Origin of the sequence: Mycobacterium sp. ELW1 (genome assembly GCF_008329905.1) — a bacterium.
In the GTDB taxonomy this organism is placed as follows: Bacteria; Actinomycetota; Actinomycetes; order Mycobacteriales; family Mycobacteriaceae; genus Mycobacterium.
On sequence record NZ_CP032155.1, the window covers coordinates 4,660,840 to 4,681,976 of the forward strand.

Genomic DNA, 21,137 nt, shown 5'->3' on the forward strand with positions numbered 1-21,137 from the left:
TCAACGCGACCGGGTGAATTCCCAAGCGTCGGAGACGATCTCGTCGATCGTGGTGTGCTGCGGCTTCCAGCCGAGTTCGGTGATGGCCCGCTCGCTGGATGCGATGAGCACGGCCGGGTCGCCCGCCCGGCGCTCGACGTCACGAGCCGCGATCAATGTGCCGGTGACGCGCTCGCAGCTGGCGATCACCTCGCGGACCGAGAACCCGGTGCCGTTGCCCAGGTTGTAGATACGGTGCTCCCCCGGCCGCGCGGTCTGCAGCGCCAGCAGGTGAGCATCGGCGAGATCGCGAACATGGATGTAGTCGCGGATGCACGTGCCATCCGGCGTCGGCCAGTCATTGCCGAACACCAGGATCTCCGGCCGTTTACCCGTGACGACCTGCAATACCAGCGGAATCAGATGCGTCTCGGTGGCATGACGTTCACCGAACCCGGCGTACGCCCCTGCGACGTTGAAGTAACGCAGGCTCGTCGCGGCCAACCCGTGCGCGGTGGCGTACGACGTGATCGCGTGGTCGATCGCCAGTTTCGTCGCGCCGTAGGCATTGGTCGGCCTGGTCGGCGCGTCCTCGGTAATCGGCACCGATTCCGGCTCGCCGTAGGTGGCCGCGGTCGAGGAGAACACCAGCCGCGGTACACCGGCGAGGCGGATCGCCTCCAGCAGTTGCAGGGTCTTGATGACGTTGCCGTTCCAGTACCGTTCGGGCGCCTCGACCGACTCGCCCACCAGCGATTTCGCGGCGAAGTGCAGGACGCCGTCAAAGGACCGGTCGCCGAGCAGCTCCGGCGCGGCGTCGACCATGTCGGCCTGGACGAACTGCGCGCCGTCCGGCACCGCGTCCGCGTTGCCGGTCGACAGATCATCGATGACGACGACCTCGTGCCCCTGCTCCACCAGCACCTGGGCACACACGCTGCCGACGTATCCCGCGCCGCCAGTGACCAAAAGCTTCATCAAAACCCTGCCGACTGCTCGATGATGTTGACCAGAACTCGAACCCCAACTGCAAGTGCCCGCTCGTCGAGGTCGAATGTCGGCTGGTGCAGGTCGAGCTGCGGTCCTCGGCCGCTCCACACCCCGAGCCTCGCCATCGCGCCGGGCACCTCCTCCAGATACCAGGAGAAGTCCTCGCCGCCGCCGGACTGACGGGTGTCGGCGAGTGCGTCGGGCGCCACCGCCTCGATGGCGTGGGTCATGATCTGCGTCGAGCGCTCCTCGTTGACCACCGGTGGCACGCCGCGATGGTAGTGCAGCGTGTGCTCGATGCCCAGCGGAGCCAAGAGGCCCGAAACGATCTCCTGCACAAGGCTTTCCATGCCAACCCAGGTTTCCCGGCTGGCGGTCCGCACGGTGCCCGCCAACGTCCCGGACTGCGGGATCGCGTTTGCCGCGACACCGGCATTGGCCGCACCCCAGACCATAACGGTCGAATGCCGCGGGTCGACGCGCCGAGACAGAACCCCGGGCAGCCCCGTGATCAACGTGCCCATCCCGTAGACCAGGTCTGAGGTCAGGTGCGGACGCGACGTGTGGCCGCCCGGCGAGGTCAGCGTGATCTCGATCGAGTCCGCCGCCGACGTGATCGGCCCCGGAGTGATCGCGACCCGGCCCACCGCCAGGCGGGGATCGCAGTGCAGCGCGAAGATTCGCGAAACGCCCACCAGCGCACCGGCGGCGATCGCGTCGATCGCGCCACCCGGCATCAGCTCCTCGGCGGCCTGGAAGATCAGTCGCACACCAACCGGCAGCTCGGGCACCGACGCCAGCGCGGTCGCGGCGCCGATCAGCATCGCGGTGTGCGCGTCGTGCCCGCACGCGTGCGCGATGTTCGGCATGGTCGAGGTGTACGGCGCACCGGTGCGTTCGGCCATCGGCAGCGCATCCATGTCCGCGCGCAACGCGATCCGCGGCGCGTGCTCGGGCCCGAAGTCACACGTCAGTCCCGTCCCGCCGGGCAGCACCTTCGGGTTCAGCCCGGCCTCGACCAGCCGGTCGGCGACGAACTGCGTGGTGGCGAATTCCTGGCGACCGAGCTCGGGATACCGGTGGATGTGGCGGCGCCACTGCACCAAATCGTCGAAGTGGCTGGCCAACCAGGACTCGGTCGTATCGGCGATACTCATGCCCGCGCCTCCCGACGATCCCGCAACTCCAGCACCCGTTCTCGCTCGGCAGGCGTCTGCGCCAACCGAACCACGGTGCGCGCCAACATGATTGCTCCCTCGGTGACGGCGCGGTCGCCACTGAGCCCGGCGGCCGCGACTGTGAAGCCGGGCTGGTGGATCACCGCGCCGCCGGATTCGATGCCGACGACCGGGTGGATGCCCGGAAGCAGCTGCGTCACATTGCCCATATCGGTACTCCCCAGCGGCATGGCGGCCTCCACCTCGGCGGGAACCGGGCTGCGGCCCATCGTGATCATCTCGTCGCGGAACACCTCGGCCAGCCACCGGTCCGGGGTCAGCTCGGCGTACGGCGGGGCGGCTTCGGCGATCTCGTATTCACACCCGGTCGCGACCGCACCCGCCGCGAAGCAGCCGCGCATCTTGGCCTCCAGTTCCTGCAGCGATTCGGTGGCGGGAGCCCGCATCGTGTACTGCAGCCGGGCGCGGCCGGGGATGATGTTCGTGGCCGACCCGCCCTCGGTGACGATGCCGTGGGTCAGCTGACCGGGCGCCATCTGCTGGCGCAGCAAGCCGATCGCCACCTGCGCGACGGTCACCGCGTCGGCGGCATTGACCCCCAGATGCGGCGCGACGGCCGCGTGCGACTCCCGGCCGGTGTAGGTGACGATCACCTCGGACAGCGCCAGCGAGCGCGCGGCGGCGATGTCGATCGGCCCGGGATGCAACATGACGGCCGCGGCGACGTCGTCGAACACTCCGGCCTCGATCAGCAGGGCCTTGCCGCCGCCGGACTCCTCGGCGGGCGTGCCGATCAGGGCGACGGTGAGCCCCAGTTCGTCGGCCACCTCGGCCAGCGCCAGGGCGGTGCCGACCGCCGACGCCGCGATGATGTTGTGCCCACAGGCATGGCCGATGCCGGGCAGCGCGTCGTATTCGGCGCAGATCCCGATCACCAGTGGGCCCGACCCGAAATCGGCGCGGAACGCGGTGTCCAATCCCCCGCCGCCGCGCGGATCTCGAAACCGCGCTCGGCCACCAGCGCCTGCGCCTTGGCGCAGCTGCGGTGCTCGTCGAAGGCGAGTTCGGGCTCGGCGTGGATGGCGTGGGAGAGTTCGATCAGATCGCCACCACGAGCCGCGACCACGTCTTCGACGCGGGTCGACGCTGTGGCTGTGGGCATCAACGCAGTATCGCATTCACGACTAGGCTCGCTGGCTGTGAGTCCAGACGCCGAGCACGCCGCAGCGGTGATCGCCGAGCACAGCGGCGTGCCCCGGCACGACGTCGCCGTGGTCCTCGGATCGGGGTGGGCGCCCGCGGCCGCGGCGCTGGGGACGCCCGTCGCCGAGATCCCGATGGCGACGATCCCCGGCTTCACGCCGCCGTCGGCGTTGGGCCATCGGGGCCGGGTGCTGTCGGTGCCGTTGGGTTCGCACAATGTGCTGGTGCTGCTGGGCCGCATCCACGCTTACGAAGGCCATGACCTGCGCACGATCGTCCATCCGGTGCGGACCGCCCGGGCGGCAGGCGCCCAGGTCGTGGTGTTGACCAACGCCGCGGGCGGGCTGCGGCCCGAGTATCAGGTCGGCCAGCCGGTGCTGATCGCCGACCATCTGAACCTCACGGCTCGCTCACCGCTGGTCGGGGCGCAGTTCGTCGACCTGGTGGACGCATACTCCCTCCCCGCGACTGCGTGCGCTGGCCCGCGAGGTCGACCCGAGCCTCGCCGAGGGTGTGTATGCCGGGGTGCCGGGTCCGCATTACGAGACGCCCGCCGAGATCCGGATGCTCCGCACACTGGGCGCCGACCTGGTCGGCATGTCGACCGTGCACGAGACCATCGCCGCGCGGGCGGCCGGCGCCGAGGTGCTGGGGTTGTCGCTGGTGACGAACCTGGCTGCCGGGATGACCGGCGAGCCGCTCAGTCACGACGAGGTTCTGGCCGCCGGCCGTGCATCGGCCACCGCGATGGGCTCGCTGTTGGCCTCGGTGTTGGCGCGCCTGTAGGCCAGCCGCACGAATCCGCGGGCCAGCATCGGTGCGGCGAACAACATCAGCAAAACCCGCAGTACCTGCGCGGCGATGATGAACGTGACGTTGGAGCCGGTCTCCACCGCCGTGGCCAGCACGGCGTAGATGCCGCCCGGACTGGTGGCCAGGTAGCCGTCGAGCATGCTGACGCCGGTGATCTTGGACAGCGCCACACCAAGGCCCGCGGTGGCGACGTTGAGCAACACGATCAATCCGAGCGCGGTCGGCAGCAGGCGTTCGATCGCCCGCAGCGATTCACGGGTGAACGCCACCCCGGCCTGCCAGCCGATCAGCATGTAGGACACCGACACCAGCACCACCGGCACGGCAAGCCCGAAGGACACCCCACTGAGTTCGGCGACGATCGTCAGCGCCATCGGACCGAGCAGACCCGATCCGGGCAGCCGCGCCCACCGGCCCGCCACCGCCCCGACGACCACCAGCGCGACGATCATCGCCAGGCTCAGATACCAAGGCGCTGAATGCGATTGGGTGGATTGCACGACGTTGCCGGATCGCTCGGCATGGTAGACGAGGGTGACGACGACGGGCATCGACGCGGTGATCACCGCGACGCGCAGGTATTGGACGACGGCGACGACACGATCGTCCCCGCCGAGTTCGCGCGCGATCGCCACCAATCCGGACGCTCCGCCTGCGACCAGGGCCAGCGCGCCGGTCAGAGCGCTGATGTCCCGGTGCAGGCCGAGCAGTGCGCCGGCGCCGATGCTCAGGAGCAGCGTGATCAGGCCGACGCCGAGGACCGCCGGCCAGTTCGGCCCCAGGGCCGAGAGGGCGTCGGAATGCACCATGGTGCCGATGTAGACCCCGAGTACCCCCTGAGCGGCCAGGCCGGCGCGGCGCGGCACGCCGGCGGGCGCCAACCGCATGATCGCCAGCACGATGCCGACCAGGAGGGCGGCGAACAGCGCAGCGGACGGGACGCCGAGGCGGTCCAGCGGCACGGTGACGCCGATCGTGACGATCACCAGCAACATCCACCGCATGATTACAAGTATGCCCTTGCATCTTGATGGTGGCCACCCGCGTTTCGCGCGACATTTCTCACTAACTAACAAGGTATAACTTGGAATATGACCGTAAGCACCGCACCGTCGGAAGCGGCCACCGAACTGCGGGAGGCCATGATGGCGCTGGCCCGTCAGCTTCGCCGGCATCGCCCCGACAACGGATTGACGCTCAGCCAGCTCGAGCTTCTCGGCGACGTCAGCCGCGCGGGTGTGACGACGCCGGCCGAGATCGCCGCCCGCCTGCAGGTTCGGGTGCAGTCACTGACCGACAGCATCAACGAGCTCGAGTCGCGCGGACTGCTGTCTCGCCGGCCGGACGACGCCGACCGTCGCCGCCAGCTCATCGAACTCACCGGTGACGGATTGGAGCTGCTGTTGCGCGACCGCGCTCAGCGCGATGCCTGGCTGCAGGACATGATGCGCAGCCATCTCTCCGAGTTGGAGTTCAATCTGCTGATGCTGACCGCGCCGGTACTGCGCAAGCTCGCCGACGCCGACCCCGGGGCACAATCGGTGCCGTGACTGAAGAGGACTGGATCGCCCACGACCCCGATCCGGTCACGGCCGCCGAGCTGGCCGCATTGGATCCCGACGAGCGCGCCGCCCGGTTCGCCCGGCCGCTGAGGTTCGGCACCGCGGGCCTGCGCGGCCCGGTACGCGGCGGCCCGGATTCGATGAACCTCGCCGTCGTGCTGCGCGCCACCTGGGCGGTGAGCCGAGTGCTGGCTGCGCGCGGCCTGGGCGGTTCCACCGTCGTGGTGGGCCGAGACGCGCGGCACGGATCGGCGCAGTTCGCCGTCGCCGCCGCTGAAGTGTTTGCCGCTCAGGGGTTTTCGGTGATCGCCTGGGAGCATCCGGTGCCGACCCCGGTCGTCGCGTTCGCGGTCCGGCACACCGGCGCAGCGGCCGGGGTGCAGATCACCGCCTCACACAATCCGCGGACCGACAACGGCTACAAGGTCTACTTCGACGGCGGGCTGCAGATCGTCTCCCCCGCCGACCGGGAGATCGAAGCGGCGATCGCCACAGCACCGCCCGCCGACGAGATCCCGCGGCAGCGCGTCCACCCTGCCTACGACGCCCTGGTCGACGCGTACGTGGCCCGCGCGGCGACGGTGCGACGGGGCGGCCACGGCAGTCCGCGAGTAGCGTTGACGGCGATGCACGGCGTCGGCGGCGAGCTCGCGCTGCGCACCCTGCACACGGCCGGATTCGACGACGTGCACACGGTGGCAAGCCAATTCGCGCCTGATCCGGACTTTCCAACGGTCGCCTTCCCCAACCCCGAAGAACCGGGCGCGGCCGACGCGCTGCTGCAGCTGGCCGGCGAGATCGGCGCCGACATCGCCATCGCGCTGGATCCCGATGCCGACCGTTGCGCCGTCGGCATTCCCGCCCCCGGCGGTTGGCGAATGCTGTCCGGTGACGAAACCGGTTGGCTGCTGGGCGATTACATCCTGTCGACCCTCGACGCCGCAGACGCCGCGACCAGCGTGGTGGCCAACAGTGTGGTGTCGTCTCAGCTGCTCGGCATGATCGCCGCCGAGTACGGGGCCCGCCACGTCGTGACGCTGACCGGCTTCAAATGGCTTGCCCGTGCCGACGCCGAGCTGACGGGGTGCAGCCTGGTCTACGCCTACGAGGAAGCCATCGGCCATTGCGTCGACCCGGCCGCCGTCCGGGACAAGGACGGGATCAGTGCCGCGGTGCTCGTCTGCGATCTGGTGGCACACCTTGCCGCCCAGGGCATGTCGGTCACCGATGCCCTCGACCTGCTCGCCCTGCGCCACGGCGTGCACACCACGGCAGCACTGTCTCGGCGGGTGGCCGACGCCGCCGAGGCGGCGGCGATGATGACGCGGTTACGCACCCACCCGCCCACCGAACTCGCGGGCTTTCCAGTCACCGCCAGGGCGGATGCCGACGCAGTATTCCTCACCGGCGGCGATCAGCAGACCTCCGTGCGGGTGGTGGTTCGCCCGTCGGGCACCGAGCCGAAAGTCAAGTGCTACACCGAAGTCGGCTTGGCCGCGGGTGCCGACCTCACCGAGGCCCGCGAGCGTGCGGCCGCGGTGCAGCAGCAGCTGCTGGCCGGTGCGCAGGGCTGGTAGTCAGCGTGGCCCGAACTGGCGGTCACCGGCATCGCCGAGACCGGGCACGATGTAGGCGACATCGTTGAGGCCGTCGTCGATGGTCGCTGTGAACAGGCGCGCCGACGGGGCGACTTTCTCCACCGCGGCAATGCCTTCCGGTGCACAGACCACACACACCAGGGTGATGTCGCGCGCGCCCCGCTGGTGCAGCAGCCCGATGGTGTGGGCCATCGAACCCCCGGTTGCCAGCATCGGGTCGAGCACCATGACCGGTTGGGCGCTCAGGTCATCGGGCAGCGACTCCAGGTAGGGCGTCGGCTGATGCGTGGTCTCGTTTCGGGCCACCCCGACGAAACCCACCTTCGCTTCGGGGATCAGGGCGTGCGCCTGGTCGACCATCCCCAGCCCGGCACGCAGGACCGGCACCAGCAGCGGCGGAAAGGCCAGCCGCGAGCCCGCGGTTTCGGTGATCGGGGTGCGAACCGTGATCTCGGTGCACGCCGCGTCGCGGGTGGCCTCGTAGACCAGCATGTGGGTCAGGTCGCGCAGCGCGGACCGGAAGGCCGCGTTGTCGGTGCGCTCGTCACGCAGAGTGGTCAGCCGCGTTCTGGCCAGCGGGTGGTCGATGACGCACACATCCATGCGCAGAGACTAGAGGAGCCTCAGCCCGCATCACAGCCGAGCAGAACGGCTTTGACGAATCCTGCGTACTGATAGACGTATTCCGCGGCCCAGCGCCAGGGCGTGAAATCGTACGGTCGGGGCACCGGATTCATGGTGACGTCGCCGCCGAAGCACTGGTGGAAGATGTAGCGAGCGCGCACCATGTGGTAATTCCAGGACACCACGATCACGTGGGTCCAGTTGTGTTCCTTTGCAAGCCGAGCCACGTACATCGCCTCGCCGCGAGTGGTGAACGGGTCGGGGATGAAACACAGAACGGTGATGCTCGGCGTACCGGAGGCGCACGCGTGCTCGAAGTCGCCTAGATCCGCCGGCGTAGCCGAGTAGGCGTTCGACAGCACCACCGTGCTGGCGTAGCCCTGCCTGGCCAGGTTCAGGCCGTACTCGAGGCGGCCGTCGTTCTCGCCGCCGAGCACGACGATCGCGTCGGCCTTGGACAACGGGTCGACGTGCGGGCGGGTGAACAAGAAGTAGCCCGTGACGGCCAGGATGCCGGCGACGGACACCCCGACAGCCACCAAGATCGCCAGTGCGCGGCGCACCCTCCCCACGGGGGGCAGGCTACCCGCCAGCAAGCGTCGTTAGGCTGTGCGGCATGGCTGAGCTCGTTCCGGTGCGCGTGGGCGTGACCGCTGGTGACCTGTACACCCTGTGGGCGCCCCGGTGGCGCGAAGGCGGCGACGAGTGGGAGGCGTTCCTCGGCAAGGACGATGACCTGTTCGCCTTCGAGTCGGTCGCGGACCTGGCCGCGTTCGTGCGCACCAACACCGACAACGACCTCACCGATCACCCCGCGTGGGAGGACCTGACGCAGGCCAACGCCCACAAGCTGAAGCCGGCGGCTGACCGCGAGGTCGACCTGGTGGTGGTCGAGGAGCTGCTGTCGGAGAAGCCCACCGAGGAATCCGTGACCGCGCTGGCCAACACGATGGCCGTCGTCTCCTCGATCGGTTCGGTGTGTGAGCTGCCCGCCGTGACCCGCTTCTTCAACGGCAACCCCAACCTCGGCCTGCTCTCGGGCGGCTACGAGCAGTTCAGCGGCAAGCCCGGACTCAAGCGCTGGGGCGTCGTCGGCGACATCGTCGCCCGCGGCTGGGACAGCGTGCTGTCGGCGATCGACGAAGTCATCACCGTGCCCGAGGTCGACGAGCGGGCCGCCAAGCTGGCCGCCGATGAGCTCGAGGAGCCCTACGAGGAGGAGATCGACGAGTCGGCCGACGCCGAGGCGGACGCCGAAGATTCCGGTGACGACGATTCGACGGTGGACGAGGCCGAGGAGCGGGCACCGCAGGACGGTGTCGTGCTCGGCAGCCAGGAGGACTTCTGGGCCGAGGTCGGCATCGACCCGGTGCGCATCCAGGCCAGCTCGGGAACGTTCTACACGCTGCGCTGCTACTTCGATGACCGGCCGATCTTCCTCGGCCGCAACGGCCGCATCAGCGTCTTCACCTCCGAGCGCGCGCTGGCCCGCTACCTCGCCGACGAGCACGACCACGACCTGTCGGATTTGAGCACCTACGACGACATCCGGACCGCGGCCACCGACGGATCGCTGCGGGTCGACGTCACCGAGGACAACATCTACGTGCTGACCGGGCTGTCGGACGACATCGCCGACGGTCCCGACGCGGTCGACCACGACCAGCTGGAGCTGGCGGTCGAGCTGGTGCGCGATGTCGGTGAGTACTCCGAGGAGGAGACCGTCGACAAGCTGCTGGCCGAGGACCGGCTGCTGGGCAAGCTCGTCGACTACGTGCTCGATCCCGAGGAGAACTCCCGACCGGCCGGCCCGTACACGGCCGCGGTCAAGGAGTGGGACGAGATCGAGCGCTTCGTCGAGTCGCGGCTGCGCCGCGAGTAGCTAGCTGCTGGAGCCGGCGCTCGCCTTGGCGCGCTTGGAGCCGCCGACACCGTTGTTGTGCGTTGACTGCGAGGACGTCGAGGACTTAGTCGTCGACTTGGCCGAGCTGTCCTTGGACGACGTGTCCTTGCCGCCGGTCGCTGCGGCGGCGGCGGTCTTCGTCGCCGTCGTGGTGGTGGTGTGCGGCTTGACGCCACCGGTCGCCTTTTTCACAGTCGGCTCGCTGGCGGCCACCGCGGTGGTCCCAGTGGTGGCCGCCGCGCTCGACGAATCCGAGGTGGTATCCGGGGTGGTGTAGGTGACGTCGGGACCGCCGACTCCGTAGGGTCCGGGCCGGGTCGTGCCGAACGGGCGCTTACCGGTGAGGTCCTGGATGCCGTTGTCCCAGCCCGTCGGGATCGAGACGATCAGGTTGCGGGCGAATTTCACCGGGTTCGGGAAGTACGTGACATTCCACGACGTCGGCACACCGGGGCTGGTGGTGCGGTCGTAGGAGGACTCGATGATCACCCGCAGCGGGGCGTCCAAGGTGTCGGCGAACGCGTGGCCCAGCGGTCCGAGCTTCTCCAGCGGCATCAGCAGCGGAAGCACCGGGGTGGAGATCAGGTAGTAGTGCGTGTCGCCGTACTGGCCCTGATCGACCACGCCCGGATCGGTGAGCGTGGTGTTGTCGTAGGTGCCGCCGAGATGCAGGTAGTCGACGCCCATCATCGCGTTGACGACGGCCAGCAGGTTCAGCGGGTTGACCGGGAAATCCGACCATCCGTCGTACTGCGCGGCGATGTCGGTCGTGTCGTATTGGGTGTCGGTCGGGGTGGATCCGTTGAACGTCGACCCGCCGAAGGGCAGGCCCACCGGGATCGTGACGCCCTCGGGCCCGCGGGCGAGGAATCCACCGTTGGGGCGGTTGCCGTTGGCGGTCAGCACGAAGCTGACGTCGGGGCCCTCACCGGGTGCGTATTCGGCTGCCAACGCCCGCTTTTCCAGGGTCGAGATCGTCGAGCTCTGCGAGAACCCGTAGACGACGAACGTGTCGCCGGGAGCCGGCGCGACGGATCCCACCTGGTCGTTGTAGCTGCACGATGACGTCGCCTTGATGCAGTTGTCGAGGTTCTCCCGGCCGATGGCCACCGACTGATCGAACGTCAACGTGCCGTTGTTCGGCGTGGACTGTTCCGGGGTGATGACGGCGACCGTGTTGTACGGGCCGCCGGGGACGCCGGTGCCCAGCGTCGACGCGGGCGCGACGTAGTTGCCAACCGCGCTGGCGTTGTAATCCTGGACGAACTGATTGGTGTCCTCGTCCGGCGACAACGAGTGCCCGGTTCCGCCCATCACGAGAACCGTTGCGCCACTTGCGAGGAGCTTGAGGGCCGCCGTCGATGTCGACAGGAGAACCAAGGACAAGAATGCTGCCAGGGTGGCCGCCGCCACCGCCGCGCTGCGAGCCGCTAGTCGCATACGGGTCACTCCCCTTATTTGTTCGCCCACGCCCCCCGACCAGGCCTGCAAGACTCTATCAGCAAACGCCGCATTGGGCACCAGCCTCCTGCCGCACGGGACACCGGCATGGGTGTCAGCGTGCGCACCTGCGGAATTTGACCGGCCGGAAATTTACTTCGGCGTTGGTTCTCCCGCAAACCACCTCCAGCCACCGTGTGGTGGGGTGCTAACCTTCGGAAAACCTGTCACGGCACGACAATAGTTGGGGTGAACATCCAATGAGCCGCGTCCACATCCCGAAGTTGGGGATCATCGCCGCACTGCGGCAGAAGACCGACTACAAGCGGTGGGCCGACACCAGGAACCTCTACTCGGACTGGGAGCCCCGCACGAAGCGGGCCGCCGAACTGATCCCGGCAGGCAGCCGGGTGATCGAGTTCGGCGCGGGCACCCGAACCCTCGAAAAGCACCTCGATCCGTCGTGCACCTACACGCCGTCCGATCTCGTCGATCGGGGCCCGGGAACGCTGGTGTGCGACCTCAACGAACGTCCACTGCCTAACCTGGGCAAGGACACCTACGACGTCGCGGTGATCATGGGTGTCCTGGAGTATCTGCGCGATGTGCCGTCGATGCTGGACTGGCTGTCGGCCTTCGTGCCGCGGGTCGTGATTTCCTACGGGTGCCCCGACAGCAACGACCAGTTCCGTCGCACCAAGCTCGGCGCCGTCGACCGGATCAGCCGCGGCTGGCTGAACAGCTACCTGGAAGAAGACATCCGCACGCTGTTCCGGGACCGCGGCTACACCAGCCTGCACGAAGAGAACTGGGCAAACGTCGACGGCTACCAGCACCGGCTGTTCGTGTTCGCCAAGCAGTGACCTATGGCTCTCGCAGCCAGCACCGATAGCCTGTAGCGTGGGGGCGCGCAATTCGCTGAGGGAGGTAGCACCGGTGACGTCGACACTGACTGTGACGGACCTGTTGGCAAACGAGGGCATCGCCGATGTCACCGGACTGTGGCCGGTCGAGATGGTCGAAGACTGGAATCGTCGCCTCGATCCGATCTTCGCTGGAACCGATGGTGAGCGACGGTCGTACGCGAGTGCCGACGCCCTGGCCGAAACCGGGATCTTCGCCGAACTGTTCAGCGAGCAGGCGCGTCAGCTCATCGCCGGCATCCACCCGTCGGCTCTGCTCTACCACTGCCACAGCTACGAGATCGCGGCCAACCAGGGCCGGCCGCACATCCACCGCGACAAGCCGCTGGGCTGGCATCGCGACACCGAGACGATTCGGTCCTACACCCCGAGTTCCCGTCCTTCATCAGCATTTTCATTCTGCTGTCGCCGGTCGGCGCGGACGACGGCGCATTCGAGTTCTACCCGCACCGGCCCAACAACGGGATGCGCGCCGGCGGTGACGCGGTCCAGCTGGTCGGCCCGATCGGCACGGCCGCGATGTGGAACCGGTCGTACTTCCACCGCGCCTCGCCGAACCGCGGTTCGGTGCGCCGCCGCGTGCTGAAGATCTCGTTCCAGCCCGCGGGCCTGCCGAACGACCGGATCGGGCTGCCCGAGTTCACCGACGCCCGGGCGCACCTGAGCGATCCGGCCCTGCTGGCCCTGATCGACGCGAGCCGGGTGGGCAGCACCGCCCCGCTGGCCGACCGCGGCGAGATCCCGGCAGGCACCCCGATGCCGCCGACGACGCGCAACGAACTGTCCCGGGCACAGGCGGCCTACATCCGCGCCCAGACCGTCGGCTTCCGCGCGCTGGCCGCCGCGGGCGTTGTGTGACCCAGCCCAGTAGCCGGCTGCGGGCGCTCGTCGTCGGGTCCGGATACCGCGTTCGCAACGCCTTCCTTCCGGCGTTGAGCCTGCTCGACTCCCACATCGAGGTCGTCGGTGTCCACTCCCGTACCTATGCGAACGCGTCCCGCGCGGCCGAACGCTGGGGTGTGCCGGCGATCGAGGATCCGCGGACATTGCGCCCCGGCGACATCGACCTGGCCCTGGTGTCGGTGACGGTGACCAACAACGTCGCCGTGTTGAAGTCGCTGGCCCACCTGGCTCCCGGCGCAGCGTTGGTCATCGACACCCCCGGCGTCGGGCGGCTCGACGACCTCGCCCGGCTGGCCCAGTTCCGCCGGTGGTCGCCCATCCGGGTCGGTGAAGACTTCATGAATATGCCGCAGTACCGACTGGTCGGCGAGGCGATCAGGTCGGGCGCGCTGGGCGAGGTCAGCCGAGTCACGATGTCGCAGATGGGTTATCGCTATCACGCGTTGGCACTGGTGCGGTCGTGGCTGGGATTGTTGCCGCCGAAGTCGGCGCGCAGCCGGCGCGTCCCGGGCGGGGTGGACATCGAGTACCGATTCCGCGGCGGAAAGGTCGGCGAGGTCCACGAGCCGTACCGGCAATCCGAGGGATCCTTCTCCGTGACCGGCAGCACGACGACGCTGACCGGCGACCCGATGGGCCACCCGATCCCAGATGCCAAGGGCGCCAGCCTCCGTCGCGTCGAGGATGAGAACGGCATCGCAGGGTTCACGATCGACGGGCTGGAAAAGCCGCTGCACATCGACCTTCCGTACCAGGCGGCGCTGCGCGAGATGAAACTCGAGGACGACTCGGAGTTCAACCTGCTGCGCATCGACGGTCTGGCTCAGGTGATTTCGTCGCTGTGGACCGACGACCCGGTGAACACCCGATACCGGCTCGAAGATGCGGTCGCGGACAACCTGGTGAGCTGGGCGGCGCGATTCATGCCCTGGGTACCCACCCCGCGGTTCTAGTCGTCCCGCGTCGCTCCGCCTTCTGCCTCCCAGGCGGATTCACCTTCGGTGTCATCGAAATCCTGCACGTCCGTCTCGTCATGGTCGAGCACCGCGACGGGGGCGGTTGCCGCCGCGCTCGCGGCCGCCCGCTTGGCGGCTTCGAACTTGACGCGCGGAGGTTTCGCCGGCCACCAGTTGGCGTCACCGACCAGTACGGCGGCGGCCGGCACCGTGAGCGTGCGCACCAGGAAGGTGTCCAGCAGCAGCCCGACGCCGATCACGAAGCCGATCTGCGCGGCGGTGAGCACGCTGCTGACCGTGAGGGCCATCATCGATGCCGCGAAGATCAGACCCGCCGAGGTGATCACACCGCCGGTCGCACCGACAGTGCGGATAACTGCCGAGCGCACACCGTACTTCGCCTCGTCGCGGATGCGCGAGATCAACAGCAGGTTGTAGTCGGCGCCGACCGCGACAAGCACCATGAACGCGATTCCCGGTACGCCCCAAGCCAATTCCTGACCGAGGATGAACTGGAACAGCACGACCCCGATGCCCAGCGCCGCGCCGTAGGACAGCACCACCGAGAGCACCAGATACAGCGGCGCGACGATCGCTCGCAGCAGCACCACGAGAATCAGGAAGACCACGATCAGGGTCATGCACAGGATGTAGACGAAGTCGGAGTCGTAGAAGTCCCGGATGTTGGCGTTGATCGACGAGAAGCCCACCATCGAGATCTCGGAGCCGGCGAGCTGTGTGTTGGGCGTGGCCGCGTTCGCGGTGTTGACGATCAGCTTGGTCTGATCCATCGCCTCGGTGCTGAACGGGTTGAGCGCCGTCTGCACCAGGTAGCGCGCCGAGTGGCCGTCCTCGGAGACGAACAGTTTGGCGGCCTTCTTGAACTCCTCCATCGTCAACACCTGCGGCGGGATGTAGAACCCCGACATCGGCGGATCGGCCGCCTCCCGCTTCATCGCCAACAGGAACGACGACGCCTGGTCCAGCCCCTGCCCCAGGTTGCGGGTCTGGTCGACCAAGGTCTGAACACCCACGGCGAGTTGGCGACTCGAGTCGGCGAGCGTGTTCACGCCGGTGACCGCATCGTTGAGTTTCTTCTCGACCCCGCCGGGTTGGCCGACGCCGAGTGAGCGCGCGGCCGACGTCACTTTCTTGACGTTCTGGCTCAGGTCGTGGACGGCCTCGTCGAGCTTTTGCGATCCGTCGGTCTTGGAGAGTTCCCGAGCGAATTCCTCGATGGACTTCACGGCCGGGGTGTTGGCGACGTCGACGATCTTCTGCAGATCCGACCGTGAGTTGACGCAGGCGGGATCCGCGTCGCACACCGGAGAGACGTTGAGCGCGTTGAGCATCGGCGCAGCCCAATCGCCGATGCCCGTGACTCGCAGAATGGTCAGCCCCAATGAGTCGCCCAGCGAGCGCATGCTGGTGACCAACGACGCGGTCTTGTCGATCTGGTCCAGAGTCTTGGCTCCGCCGTACTTCTGCGACATGGTGTCCAGCGCACTGGTCAACCCGCGCACGCTGGCTATCGATCCGACCACCTGGGTGCGGATCTGGCCGAGAACGTCGGCCATCTTGCCGGCACCGCCGGAGAGCAAGGTGAGGTTGTCGTCGTTGGTGCTGATCAGGTTGGACGCATCACCGAGCTTGGTGCCGACTTCACCGGCCTGATAGGTGGTCTTGGCCTGCTCGAGCACCTCCCCGGTCGGGCGGGTGATTCCGCGCACCAGATCGATGTCGGGCAGCTGGGCGATGCGCGCGGCCATCTGTTCCATGTCGGCCAGCGCCTTCGGGGTGCGCAGATCGTTCGGGGACTGGATGAAGAGGAACTGCTGCAGCGTGCTGCTGATGGGGAAGTGTTTGTCCATCACCTCGTAGGCGCGGTTGCTCGCGGAGTCCTGCGGCAGGTTCTTGCGGTCGTCGTAGTTGAACTTCATCAGCGATGTGGTGGCGGCCAGCGCCCCCAGGATCACCACGCTGGTCGCCAGCAACGCGACCGGCCGACGGACCACCATCACCCCGGAGCGGCGCCAGAATCGCCCGGTGATGTCGCGCCGCTGCTTGATCCATCCCCGCCGGCCGGCCAGCACGATGAAGGCCGGCAACAAGGTGATCGACGCGAGGAAGCCCACCACGATCGTCACCGTCAGGGCGGGCCCGACGGTGGAGAAGATGGCCAGTTTGGTGAAGGACATCCCGAGGAACGTCAGCGCGACGGTGCCCGCCGAGCCGGCGATCACCTCGCCGATGGTGACCAGGGCTTCGACGAGGGCGTCGTCGGAGGCCATTCCGGTCTTGGTGAGTTCCTGATAGCGGCTGTAGAGGAAGACGCCGTAGTCGATGCCGGCGCCCATGATCATGCCGACCATCAACATCATGGTCTGTGGGCCCAGGCCAAGACCCAGCTCACCGAGGCCGGCCACGATCTGCTGGGCGACCACCAGGGAAATGCCGATGGTGATCAATGGCATCAGCATCGCGATCAGACTTCGATACACCAGCAGCAGGATCGAGAACACCAAGCCCACCGTGGCGACTTCGATCATGTGCTGATCGCGGGCGCCGATGACGTTCATATCCTCGATGGTCGAGGCGCCACCCACCACATTGACCTGCAGCGACGAGCCCTTCGCCGCGTCCTGGACGGTGTTGATGACGTGGCGATACGACTCTTGGCCGTCCGGGGCGCCCATGGTGCCCGTCATGCTGACCGGCAGGTTCCAGGCCTTCCCGTCCTTGCTGGTCATCACCTCTTTCAGTTCGGGCGTGCGCACGAAGTCCTGGAGCGACGACACGTTCTTGGTGTCGTCCTTGAGGTTGTCGACGATCCGCCGGTACGTATCCTCGTCGGCCGGGGTCAGGCCGTTCTCATTGCTGAGGATGATCGCCGCGAAATTGCCCGCATCGGCTTCGTGAAAAGCGCCCTGCATCTTCTTGACGGAGATCAGCACCGGGGCGTCTTTGGGCAGGAAATCCGGCGGGTTGCGGGCCGCGACAACAGCCAGTGGAGTGATCAGGGCCAGCAGCGCACCGGCCAGAACGAGCCAAGCAGCGATCACGAGCAGAGGGTGGCGAACGATCACCCGACCCAAGCCCGTGAGGAGCTTATGTGGTGACACGCCCCTCAAAACGGCGCGCTTGGACATCACACCAAGTTACATCGCACCGATCGGCCCAGACGTATCACGAGGTGGCGGGACAATTCGTGGCGGATGCCGGTCCGCGAATCGGATCGTACGCCCGGTTGGCGGACTGCGCCCGGCACGCGGGCCGCCATGCCACCATGGAGCAAACAAGGAGGAGCCCGTCATGAGCCTCACGACAGCAGCGGCCGGCGTGCTGATCGCCCTGACTGTGACCGGCGCTCCCGTTCCCCTGGACGAACCGGACCCGGATCTGCCCACCGGGCCCAACGATCCCGCGTGCCTGCAGTTTCCCGGCTATGCCGCATGCCAGGGCGGCCCCTACTGGCAGGGACCCCCGACCGGTCCGCTCGACCCTCAGTGCAGCGCGATGCCCGGCGACGCAGCGTGCGTGGGCAGTCCGTTCACGCCGCCGGCACCACCGCCACCGCCCCCGGCACCGATGCCCCCGCCACCGATGCCGCACATGCCCGAGATGCCGGGCCACATCTAGGCCGCCTCAGCCGATCAAGACCGCATAGCGCGGTTTGATCACCTCGTCGATGATGGCCAGCCGCTCATCGAAGTGGATGAACGCCGATTTCATCGCGTTGATGGTGAACCGCTCGAGATCGCTCCACCCGTAGCCGAACGCATCGACCAGCCGGGCCATCTCCTGACTCATGGTGGTGTCGCTCATCAGGCGGTTGTCGGTGTTGACGGTGACGCGGAACCGCAGCCGTGCGAGCAGGTCGAAGGGATGGCTGGCGATGCTCGTCACCGCGCCGGTCTGGACGTTGGAACTCGGGCACAGCTCGAGCGGGATTCGCTTGTCGCGCAGGATTGCCGCCAGCGGGCCCAGCCGCGCCGTGCCGTCCGGCCTCACCTCGATGTCGTCGACGATGCGTACACCGTGGCCCAGCCGGTCGGCCCCACAGTAGGCCAGCGCCTCGTGGATGGACGGCAGGCCGAATGCCTCACCGGCGTGAATCGTGAAGCGCGCGTTGTTACTTCGCATGTACTCGAACGCATCGAGGTGGCGGGTGGGCGGATAACCCGCCTCCGCACCGGCGATGTCGAACCCGACCACCCCCTTGTCGCGGAACCGGATCGCCAGCGCGGCGATCTCCCGCGATCGCGCGGCGTGGCGCATCGCGGTCACGAGGCAGCGCACCACGATCGGGCGCCCGGCGGCTGCCGCGGCCTTCTCCCCGTCGGCGAAGCCGGCCAGCACCGCGTCGACCACCGCGTCGAGAGAGAGCCCGCCGTCGATGTGCAGTTCCGGGGCGAACCGCACCTCGGCGTACACCACGTTGTCGGCCGCCAGATCCTCCACGCATTCGAACGCCACCCGATGTAGGGACTCAGGGGTCTGCATGACGGCGACGGTGTGGGCGAAGGGTTCGAGGTAGCGCACCAGCGACCCGCTGTGCGCGGCGGTGCGGAAGAACTCGGCCAATCCGGCCTCGTCGGTGGCCGGCAACCCGTCGTACCCGATCTGGCCGGCGATATCGAGGACGGTCGCCGGACGCAGACCGCCGTCGAGGTGGTCGTGCAGCAGTGCCTTGGGTGCTCGGCCGATCATCTCCAGCGTCAACGGTGTGGTCATCGGGCGATCCGATCGATGATGAGCGGGCGTGACTTCGGTGGAACAGCGTCGACGACGGAGAAGGCACCGTCCAGCTCGCCCATCGCGGCGGGGATCCGCTCCGGGGTGTCGGTGTACAGGGTGAACAGCGGCTCACCTGCGCTGACCGGCTCACCCGGCCTGCGGTGGATGCGCACGCCGGCGCCGAATTGCACAGGCTGACCCGGGGCGGCCCGGCCCGCGCCGAGTCGCCAGACGGCAAGCCCCATCGCCAATGCGTCGATGTCACCCATTGTGCCGCCTCGGGGCGCCGGCACGGTCTCGGAATGGGCACCGATCGGAAGCTGTGCGTGAACGTCGCCGCCCTGCGCGGTGACCAGCGCGCGGAAACGATCCATCGCGGTGCCATCGCGCAGCGTCTCGGCCGGATCGCGACCGTCGATGCCGGCCAGCTCCAGCATCTCCCCGGCCAGCCGGACCGTCAGCTCCACGACGTCGTCGGGTCCGCCGCCGGCCAGCACCTCCAGTGACTCGGCGACCTCCAGGGCATTGCCGACTGTGCGACCGAGTGGGACGTCCATGTTGGTCAGGACGGCAACGGTCGGCACCCCGTGGGCCAGGCCCAGCTCCACCATGGTGGCCGCCAGTTCCCTCGACTCCTCTTCCGTTTTCAAGAAGGCACCGCGGCCGACCTTCACGTCGAGCACCAGCGCGTCGGCACCTTCCGCCAGCTTCTTGCTCATCACCGAGCTGGCGATCAACGGCAGCGACTCCACCGTGCCGGTGACATCCCGCAGCGCGTAGATCTTCCGGTCCGCGGGCGCCAGCTCGCCGGCGGCGAAGATCGCCGCACCGATCTCGGACAACTGCTGGCGCACTTGGGCTTTGGATATCTCGGCGGTGAACCCCGGAATCGACTCCAGCTTGTCCAGGGTGCCGCCGGTGTGCCCGAGTCCCCGGCCGGCGGCCTGCGGAACCGCCGCACCGCAGGCCGCGATGACGGGTACCAGCGGAATGGTGATCTTGTCGCCCACACCGCCGGTCGAATGTTTGTCCACCGTCGGGCGGCCCAGATCGCTGAAGTCCAGGCGCTCACCGGAGGCGATCATCGCGGTGGTCCACCGGGAGATCTCGCCACGATCCATGCCGCGCAGGAAGATCGCCATCAGCAGCGCCGACATCTGTTCGTCGGCGACCCCGCCATGGGTGTAGGCGTCGATCACCCAGTCGATGGCCGCGTCGCTCAACCGGCCACCGTCACGTTTGACCCGGATGACCGTCGGCGCATCGAATGTGAACTGCGTCACGGCTTTTCCCGTTCCACCCGGGCCAGGTCATCGGGGCCGAACGCGTCGGGCAACAGCTCGGCCAGCAGGCGCGGGCCCTGCGCGTGATCGACGAGCAGCTCCGGCCCACCGTGCTCGAGCAACAGTTGACGACATCGCCCGCAGGGCATCAGGGCGGCCCCGGTGGCGTCGACGACGGCCACCGCCCGCAGTCGTCCGCCGCCGCCGGATACCAGTGCGCAGACCACCGCGCACTCGGCACAGAGACCTAGGCCATATGAGACATTCTCCACATTGCAGCCGGTGACCACGCGACCGTCATCGACCAGCGCCGCCGCCCCGACGGGGAACCCGGAATACGGCGCGTAGGCGCGAGCAGCAACCTCGATTGCTTTGTCGCGCAGCGATTTCCATTCGATTTCAGTGGTCATGCGTCGCGCACCACACCCGTACTGAATGCATTCACCAACCGCCTCGCCCCGCTCGTCACCCACCGGCCACACCGGCCGAACAGGCCGAAAAGCCGCATCTTGTCCCTGCACCGTAATTCTTTCGACCGTACAAACGGAGTTAGAGTCCAATCCATAACGCAACGATGGTGTTGGAGGCGCTGAATGAGTACAGCGGCACCGGTCGTGCCGGCCCCGCGCGACAAGTCGACGAGGCGACGGCGCACCCTTTACCGCGGTGACCCCGGAATGTGGTCGTGGGTGCTGCATCGCATCACCGGGACCACGATCTTCTTCTTCCTCTTCGTCCACGTCCTGGACACCGCGCTGGTACGGGTCAGCCCGCAGGCCTACAACGAGGTCGTCGAGACCTACAAGACTCCGATCATCGGCCTGATGGAAATCGGCCTGGTGGCCGCGTTGCTCTATCACGCACTCAACGGCGTGCGGATCATCCTGATCGACTTCTGGTGGAAGGGCCCGCGCTATCAGCGGCAGATGCTGTGGGGTGTGGCCGCGGTCTGGCTGCTGGTGATGGTGCCTTCCCTGGTGATCATCGGCATGCACATGGCGGAGCGGTTCCTGTGACCGCGCCCGAGAGCCGGCTGGGACCGCCC

Annotated in this window: 18 protein-coding genes and 2 pseudogenes; 9 read left to right on the forward strand and 11 right to left on the reverse strand. The window is 67.8% G+C overall.

All coding sequences use genetic code 11. The features are described from left to right. The 3 genes and pseudogenes from galE to D3H54_RS22195 form a co-directional block, all read right to left on the reverse strand. On the reverse strand, positions 1-957 hold the full coding sequence (gene galE, locus D3H54_RS22185; RefSeq protein WP_149381214.1) for a UDP-glucose 4-epimerase GalE: 957 nt from the start codon (positions 955-957) through the stop codon (positions 1-3). Continuing rightward, complete coding sequence (locus tag D3H54_RS22190) at positions 957-2,126, reverse strand: amidohydrolase (RefSeq protein WP_149381216.1); 1,170 nt, start codon at positions 2,124-2,126, stop codon at positions 957-959. The genes galE and D3H54_RS22190 overlap by 1 nt, the downstream gene beginning before the upstream one ends. Next, positions 2,123-3,309, reverse strand: a pseudogene (locus D3H54_RS22195) (M20 family metallopeptidase). The gene D3H54_RS22190 and the pseudogene D3H54_RS22195 overlap by 4 nt, the downstream one beginning before the upstream one ends. 31 nt (positions 3,310-3,340) lie before the next feature. Here D3H54_RS22195 and D3H54_RS22200 point away from each other — a divergent pair. Next, positions 3,341-4,136, forward strand: a pseudogene (locus tag D3H54_RS22200) (purine-nucleoside phosphorylase). Here the strand turns inward: D3H54_RS22200 and D3H54_RS22205 are convergent. Beyond that, a complete protein-coding gene (locus D3H54_RS22205; RefSeq protein WP_149381218.1) occupies positions 4,055-5,167 on the reverse strand; it encodes an AbrB family transcriptional regulator in 1,113 nt (370 codons plus the stop codon). The pseudogene D3H54_RS22200 and the gene D3H54_RS22205 overlap by 82 nt on opposite strands. 87 nt (positions 5,168-5,254) lie before the next feature. On the opposite strand from D3H54_RS22205, the gene D3H54_RS22210 reads away from it, so the two are divergent. Together D3H54_RS22210 and D3H54_RS22215 are read left to right on the forward strand one after the other, a co-directional pair. Further along, complete coding sequence (locus D3H54_RS22210) at positions 5,255-5,713, forward strand: MarR family winged helix-turn-helix transcriptional regulator (protein WP_149381220.1); 459 nt, start codon at positions 5,255-5,257, stop codon at positions 5,711-5,713. Next, positions 5,710-7,302, forward strand: coding sequence for a phospho-sugar mutase (locus tag D3H54_RS22215; protein WP_149381222.1), 1,593 nt, complete (start codon positions 5,710-5,712; stop codon positions 7,300-7,302). The genes D3H54_RS22210 and D3H54_RS22215 overlap by 4 nt, the downstream gene beginning before the upstream one ends. Here D3H54_RS22215 and upp read toward each other — a convergent pair whose 3' ends face one another. Both upp and D3H54_RS22225 read right to left on the reverse strand, forming a co-directional pair. Then, on the reverse strand, positions 7,303-7,926 hold the full coding sequence (gene upp / locus D3H54_RS22220; RefSeq protein ID WP_149381224.1) for a uracil phosphoribosyltransferase: 624 nt from the start codon (positions 7,924-7,926) through the stop codon (positions 7,303-7,305). Between the two features lie 20 nt (positions 7,927-7,946). Further along, positions 7,947-8,519, reverse strand: a complete 573-nt coding sequence (locus tag D3H54_RS22225) for a YdcF family protein (RefSeq protein WP_149381226.1) — start codon at positions 8,517-8,519, stop codon at positions 7,947-7,949. Positions 8,520-8,563: 44 nt separating this feature from the next. Between D3H54_RS22225 and satS the strand changes: the two genes are divergently transcribed. Beyond that, positions 8,564-9,829, forward strand: a complete 1,266-nt coding sequence (gene satS / locus D3H54_RS22230) for a protein export chaperone SatS (RefSeq protein ID WP_149381228.1) — start codon at positions 8,564-8,566, stop codon at positions 9,827-9,829. Here satS and D3H54_RS22235 read toward each other — a convergent pair whose 3' ends face one another. After that, positions 9,830-11,290, reverse strand: coding sequence for a PE-PPE domain-containing protein (locus tag D3H54_RS22235; RefSeq protein WP_149381230.1), 1,461 nt, complete (start codon positions 11,288-11,290; stop codon positions 9,830-9,832). A 260-nt stretch (positions 11,291-11,550) separates the two neighbouring features. On the opposite strand from D3H54_RS22235, the gene D3H54_RS22240 reads away from it, so the two are divergent. The 3 genes from D3H54_RS22240 to D3H54_RS22250 all read left to right on the forward strand — a co-directional run bounded on the left by D3H54_RS22240 (position 11,551) and on the right by D3H54_RS22250 (position 14,069). Beyond that, positions 11,551-12,153: a class I SAM-dependent methyltransferase gene (locus D3H54_RS22240; protein ID WP_149381232.1), complete on the forward strand. Its 603-nt coding sequence runs from the start codon at positions 11,551-11,553 to the stop codon at positions 12,151-12,153. A gap of 390 nt (positions 12,154-12,543) precedes the next feature. Further along, positions 12,544-13,071: a phytanoyl-CoA dioxygenase family protein gene (locus D3H54_RS32395; protein WP_502707768.1), complete on the forward strand. Its 528-nt coding sequence runs from the start codon at positions 12,544-12,546 to the stop codon at positions 13,069-13,071. After that, entirely contained in the window at positions 13,068-14,069 is a 1,002-nt protein-coding gene (locus tag D3H54_RS22250) for a Gfo/Idh/MocA family oxidoreductase (RefSeq protein ID WP_168214944.1), read from the forward strand. Before D3H54_RS32395 ends, D3H54_RS22250 begins: the two co-directional genes overlap by 4 nt. Here D3H54_RS22250 and D3H54_RS22255 read toward each other — a convergent pair. Continuing rightward, positions 14,066-17,221 (reverse strand): MMPL/RND family transporter, encoded by a 3,156-nt coding sequence (locus D3H54_RS22255; RefSeq protein WP_149381236.1) that lies wholly within the window; start codon positions 17,219-17,221, stop codon positions 14,066-14,068. The two genes, D3H54_RS22250 and D3H54_RS22255, sit on opposite strands and share 4 nt — an antisense overlap. A gap of 163 nt (positions 17,222-17,384) precedes the next feature. Between D3H54_RS22255 and D3H54_RS22260 the strand changes: the two genes are divergently transcribed. Then, positions 17,385-17,711: a hypothetical protein gene (locus D3H54_RS22260; protein ID WP_149381238.1), complete on the forward strand. Its 327-nt coding sequence runs from the start codon at positions 17,385-17,387 to the stop codon at positions 17,709-17,711. A gap of 6 nt (positions 17,712-17,717) precedes the next feature. On the opposite strand, the gene D3H54_RS22265 is transcribed toward D3H54_RS22260, so the two are convergent. From D3H54_RS22265 to D3H54_RS22275, 3 genes are read right to left on the reverse strand one after another with little or no spacing between them, the layout of a single operon-like run. Further along, a complete protein-coding gene (locus tag D3H54_RS22265) occupies positions 17,718-18,806 on the reverse strand; it encodes an adenosine deaminase (RefSeq protein ID WP_149381240.1) in 1,089 nt (362 codons plus the stop codon). Then, positions 18,803-20,092 (reverse strand): thymidine phosphorylase, encoded by a 1,290-nt coding sequence (locus D3H54_RS22270; protein WP_149381242.1) that lies wholly within the window; start codon positions 20,090-20,092, stop codon positions 18,803-18,805. The genes D3H54_RS22265 and D3H54_RS22270 overlap by 4 nt, the downstream gene beginning before the upstream one ends. Continuing rightward, complete coding sequence (locus tag D3H54_RS22275; protein ID WP_149381244.1) at positions 20,089-20,502, reverse strand: cytidine deaminase; 414 nt, start codon at positions 20,500-20,502, stop codon at positions 20,089-20,091. The genes D3H54_RS22270 and D3H54_RS22275 overlap by 4 nt, the downstream gene beginning before the upstream one ends. A gap of 183 nt (positions 20,503-20,685) precedes the next feature. Here D3H54_RS22275 and sdhC point away from each other — a divergent pair, with 183 nt between their 5' ends. Next, complete coding sequence (gene sdhC, locus D3H54_RS22280; RefSeq protein ID WP_081845012.1) at positions 20,686-21,108, forward strand: succinate dehydrogenase, cytochrome b556 subunit; 423 nt, start codon at positions 20,686-20,688, stop codon at positions 21,106-21,108. Positions 21,109-21,137: the final 29 nt, after the last annotated feature.